Here is a 5,707-nt window from a genome sequence, read left to right as displayed (position 1 = left end):
CCATACTGAAAAACGATACGACTTTTGAGGATCGTAACCGTCTTTAAAATCACAGTTCCAACCGCCATCACCATCGCTCGCGGTGTCCACTCCACCACGCCAAATAGGTTCAGGATATTTGAAAGGCCCCTCGTCCAATAAAACGGCATTTTCTTGTGCGTTACCGTTGGCGTGAAACGGTCCGTGCGACCCACTGTTACCAATGATCCACACACCGGGATCGAGCAAGTTATTGAAAATTTTCGAATCATTAGGACGATCACCAACATCACCCCAATCGGTACCAATACGATCTAAAGCCCAACTACCCGAAGCGTTATACGCATACCATCGATAAGGAAGCGATGATGTATTGATCCACTGATCACCTTCCCGAAGCTTTCGATAATAGCGGTCGATGCAATCAAACTGACTCGGTTGGTTCGGTTGACGAAAGGTGACTAAACCCACCGGCGGATCGTCTTCAATACCATAATCAGGGTACGGCGAACGCGTCGCAGGTACGTACATCACGCGCGCGTTGTTCAGACTTAAATCGACAGTCGTTTGCGCATGTCCTGTGCCACCTGAAATCGGCATATCCGGTGCGGGACTCAATCCAAAACGTGCCTGAATTTTTCCGTTTAAGATTGGATAAGGATTGCTGTTGCCATCGATGAGCCAAACAGCAACACCGGGCGCGCCTCCCCCACCCGAACCGGCTTGATAATTCGGTGCTTGAACCGTTCCTAATTCACCTGGCTTGCCATCTGTAATCACGCGTCCATTCGGTCCAAAACCTGAACCGCGACACACAAAAACAACGGAACCACCACCCAATCCGCCTGCACCACCGGGAGAGGCTGCAGGAATGTATTGATTCACTTCACTATGCCAACGAAAGACCGCACCACCTTGCGGTCCACCGGTGCCACGCATGTCATCGGGAATGCCAGACAATACGCCGCCATCGTTATCCAAATTAAACGCCGGAACGGAATTGTTTAAGCCATGATGCCGAACACCTGGAGCTAAACCTTCACGCGGTCCTTGCACATTGCGACGACCACCACTGAGTGTCGAACCAAAAAAACCTTGGTGCGTAAAGGTTTGTCCATCGCAAATGATCTGCCCATCAATTTGCAAATGCCCCATGACCGCAAGACCGACGTTATCTTGTAGCGTTAAGGTACGCCCGTTTGGAATGGTGAGATCGCCCAAATAATAAAACCAGGTACGCGTTGTCGCAGCTCCGGTTAACGTACCGTTGGCAGTTAAAAAACCGTTTCCATCAATCGACACTTGGCCACTTAAAAGCGCGCCTTGCTCAGCGTACCAACCGTTCGGCAATTCGGCCGCGTCTTCAGCATCGTCATCCGATAAAGGATCCAAGTCGCCACTCGAAGCGAACAACTTCACTTGCACTCGACCGGTTAACAAATCCGTTGAGACTTGCTGCACTTCAAACACACGATCTAACGGTGCGTCAGTAACCATGTCTTTAATGTGCGGTAACACCACACGCGCGTTCTTACCCACTTCAACCGCGTATTGCGTTGGCAATAACGTAAGTTGTAACTCGTATGGAGGATGTGCGTAACGATCACGATAGGCTGAAAATAGATTCCGAATCGTCGTGGTTGTGTGCCGTGCATTGTGCAAACCTTCCATCGACACTTGTTTGATATAACGACCGCGATGCGTTTCAACACTGCTTGGATCATAAAGGATCGATTGACGGGTAAACCCGCTGGTTCGATTGGGAATTTCAACCTTTCCCCATTTCAGATCAATCACGTTATGCAACTTATCTAAGTTGTATTCGAGATCAGAATATTTAACAATATTCGACTCATCGAACACATACTCATAACCGCTTTCGCGATTGACACCGGCAATGCGTTTAAATCCTAACTTGCCATTCGCACCCACCGGTGTAAACGCAATCAACCTCAGCAATTCAGTTTCTATAAAACGCTTGCCTTCGGTTTGCTTCACACCGTTAAAGCGATAAATTAATCCTTTGCTATAATTCGTCGGATCAAACCAATCGGTTCCTGCATTTTGAAACTGCGTGATGTCGATCCACTTTGGATCAACTCCCAGGTGCCAATTGCTCGGTAACTTTCCGCCGCCGATAATATCACCGGTATAAAGCGCATAAACGAGCGCAGGCACCGGCATTTCCAAATAAACGTATTCTTCGATTTGAATTTGATCATCACCGTCCCCTTCTTCGTCAAACTCGAAGGTTAACGGCAAGGTATGAAACAGTCCGCGCGTTAATCCCGTAAAGCTGGTATCGGTTTTTCCGGTCGCGCGCATGATCTCAAAATGATCGTCTTTCTTTGCTTTCAAGTAATAAACGCGTTGCCCTGGCGCATCACCAAAACTCGAAGGGTGATCACACGCTTCAAACGCTGTCGTATTCAAAACATTGACGGTCGTATCTCCGGCGTTTAACGTCGCAGTAATAGGCGTTTTAATTTCTGCAAAAATGTTTTTCTTAGCCGAACGCTGAATGTCATAACACGAAATTCGATAGCGTCCGTTGCTCATCGATACCGATTTATCGATCATTTGTGTTTGCACCAACACAAAGTCGGCAAAGTCATCACCCATTGCGCCACGATAGACTTCAACGACACAGCGCTTCAGTCCTTCGCTGGTTTCCAATCGATTTTTGAATTGCGTGGTGATCCCCGTATCCAACACCACAAACCGAATGTTTCCAATTTCGGACCGTGATTCGTCAGGATTGAGTCGCTGCGAAATCGCGGCTGAAGGAATTAAACAACCGGAAAAATAATCACCAGTAATACCACTGACCGCATGCGTTGATACATAGACTGGCGTGTTGAATAAAAACTTAACCACCGTGACAATCTCTTGATGATTGGAGCTTGCCACGGCGTGATAATTATCTGACATTAATTCATCCTTCGAAGTGTAAAAGAGACGGTGATATAGGCACCATTGCGCCTCTCTTTGTAAGAGTCGCCTTCAAAGATGGCTTGAAAGGAAGACGTTGGTGCGCCTGGAACATCCGAAGCGCTCACGGTAAAGAGTTCACCATTGCAGCAACTGGCGTGAAATTCGCGCCACGGCACAATCTCAGCAACAGAAATGGCTGATGTCTTAATATGGTATCGAAACTCCAAGCGGTGCAGCGTTGAAACCGTGGTGCCATCCAAGCTTTTGTGTACTGCCCCTTCCTTTTTCGGATCGTAATCAAACTGTTCAAACTCGCACTGCAGTGATCCAACACCCGAAACAATTTCACGTTTTGGTGTAAAGCTGATGCTAGACATTTAACCTCCTAAATCTTGTCCATTGCGCGAACTCGGATCGATCAAGGACACATCACCGTTGTTGATCAGATCTTTCACATCTTGCAAAAAAGTATTCGCATCGTTGGAGTTGAGATCACCGGCAATATGAAAATTAATCACCGGTGTTGCCGCTTGTTGTTGCGTTCCGTTTTGTCGCAGCCGTTCCACTTGATTCATCGCCGAATTCACACCGGAAGCACCAGCGCCCGACACGCCGCCCGAACTTGGCACTGACGCACCACCGCCGCTGCTGCCCGGTTTGGAGCTTTTGATTTTTCGAACGTTTGCCATTCCTGCTGCAATGGCAACGGCCGCCGCTATACCGCCAAGAATTGGTCCGACATAGGGAATACCGGCCAGTGACTTATAAGACTGCGTGGCGCTCTCATAGGTCGCCATTGTGGTTTGCCCAATCGCTACTTGCTGCTGAATTTTGAATCCTTTCTTCGATTCGGAATCGGTGACGCTCGCAATGTTTTGCAAGGTGCCTACCGTCGTACTCAAAATGGCGCGGTTTTTTCTCGCATTCAGCGCCGCTTCTTTTTTCGCGTATTGTTCTTTCAACTTAAAACGTCGATGGTCATAGGCCACTTCGCTTAAGTATTCTTTTTCTAGTGCTTCATCAAGAATGGAGAGATCTTGATCGTACTTTTGTTGCAACAAATCTTGCTCGGTCATCCATTGCTCTTGCATGCGCATCAGTTTCGCTTCAAACCGTAACGCGTCCTGCTCCGCTTCGCGCGCAATCGCATCGTCTTGTTCGGTTTGTTGACCGAGATTGCTTTTTAGCTGAGCCATCTTTTCATGTACTTTGGCGTCCGCTTCCGAAAAGATGGCTTCGATGTTGCGCGTGATCACATCACTCGGCAGTTCTTCCGACAGCAACCGATCAAGTTCCGTTTTGGTATCAGCAAACGCAGCCGCATGCGCATCACGAAATTCATACAGCGCTTGCGGTACATCAACTTTTAATCCATCGGCAAATCCTTCCACCGAAGCCAACGCTTGCGCAGCGTTATCACCCACCGAACCAGGTAACTCGGATAACAACGCCAATGTTTTTGTGACCGGATAAAACAGACCATCAATGACCGCATTGCCCAAACTGGTAAACGCCTGTGCACCAAAAACGGCCAGTTGAGAAATACCCAGGCTGAGTAAATTGACACCAAGCTCGGTGCCTTTTAGAACGATTTCAACACCGTGCAAACCATCAGCAAACACACCCACGCCGCGAGCACCCCACCAAAATGCACCACGGATTTTTTCGCCCATCGTTTCACTGTTAACACCCAGCCCGAGCACCTTCTCGCTCATCACTTCGATGATGGGAGCTACCTCACTTGTGAGGTTATTGGAAAACCCTTGAACGACTGCTTGAATGCGTTCAATCGATTTTTGCGCGGCTTTCATCTTGGCAGCGTCGAGTTCGGATATCGAAACACCGAATGCGCGCGCTTCCGCTTGCAGCGCTTTTAATTTTTCCGCGCCGTTATCAAGCAGTGGCAATAGATAAGTCGCATCGCTTGCCAGCTCTTCGAGATAAAACGATTTTTCAGATGTGGTGCCGACTTTTTCTAACGCTTCAGCAATTTTTAGTAATTGTTGATCAGGAGCAAGCTTGATCAGTTCTTCCGCATTGAGTTTTAAATGCTTGATGGTGTTGGCTGCTGGCCCTCCACCGGTTGCCGCAAAGTCACCGATTTTTTCTTGTACGTCTTTAAAAATGTCACCCATTTTTTCCGACGAAATACCCACATCTTTCGCCGCATAGCTCCATTCGCTCATCGCGGTGACACCCACACCAACCGATTCGGACAAACGGATCACTTCGGTGTTGGCCTCCAGTGTTTTCTTAACGAGTGCGGTACCACCGACCACAGCTCCCGTAAAGAGTGCACCGCCCCACTTCGCCGCACTGTCTGCCATCGAATCAAGACGCTTACCAAGCTTTGTGGCATTGCGACCTAACTTAGTGAGTTCTTTGTCGGTCAGTCCTGCTTTCTTTAACGTTTTGCCGAGTCCACTTTGTACCGAAGCAAACATGCTTTTTGTGCGGTCATCACCGACCAGTGCAAAGGTGTATTCATTCGCTGATAAACTCATGTTGTAATCCGGTTATAAAGCTCATAGCTTCGCAGTAGAGATTCGGTTGATCCGCGATCCCACCTGCCGTGAAAAGTGTGTTCTGTTGGTAATGTTTGTGAAGGTCGAGAAGATAGAAGGATCGATCCGTGATCATCGGAAGCAGGCAAGTTTTGGATTCAATGACGCCTGGGATCTTCCATTGTGCAAAAGGTGCCGGATCACTGCTGTCACAGTGTCGGCCCCATTCGCATTGTTTGCAGTTAAAACGCTTCCGGTCGTTGATTACATTAACTGCAATGGTCAGTTTT

4 protein-coding genes are annotated in these 5,707 nt (G+C 48.2%); all 4 read right to left on the bottom strand.

The features are described from left to right. Positions 1-2,910: hypothetical protein (locus ACTUJY_RS20785; protein ID WP_463618059.1), on the bottom strand; the 2,910-nt coding region annotated here is incomplete at its 3' end. Next, entirely contained in the window at positions 2,910-3,290 is a 381-nt protein-coding gene (locus ACTUJY_RS20780) for a hypothetical protein (protein WP_463618058.1), read from the bottom strand. The genes ACTUJY_RS20785 and ACTUJY_RS20780, both read right to left, overlap by 1 nt. Beyond that, the gene (locus tag ACTUJY_RS20775) at positions 3,291-5,417 is read right to left on the bottom strand and encodes a hypothetical protein (RefSeq protein ID WP_463618057.1); all 2,127 of its coding nucleotides are present in this window, start codon (positions 5,415-5,417) and stop codon (positions 3,291-3,293) included. It abuts the gene before it with no gap. Beyond that, positions 5,398-5,707 (bottom strand): hypothetical protein (locus ACTUJY_RS20770; RefSeq protein WP_463618056.1); only part of this gene is annotated, 310 nt, incomplete at its 5' end. The genes ACTUJY_RS20770 and ACTUJY_RS20775, both read right to left, overlap by 20 nt.

The organism is Pleionea sp. WD8-19, from assembly GCF_055326765.1.
This window is presented reverse-complemented; position numbering and strand designations above follow the sequence as displayed.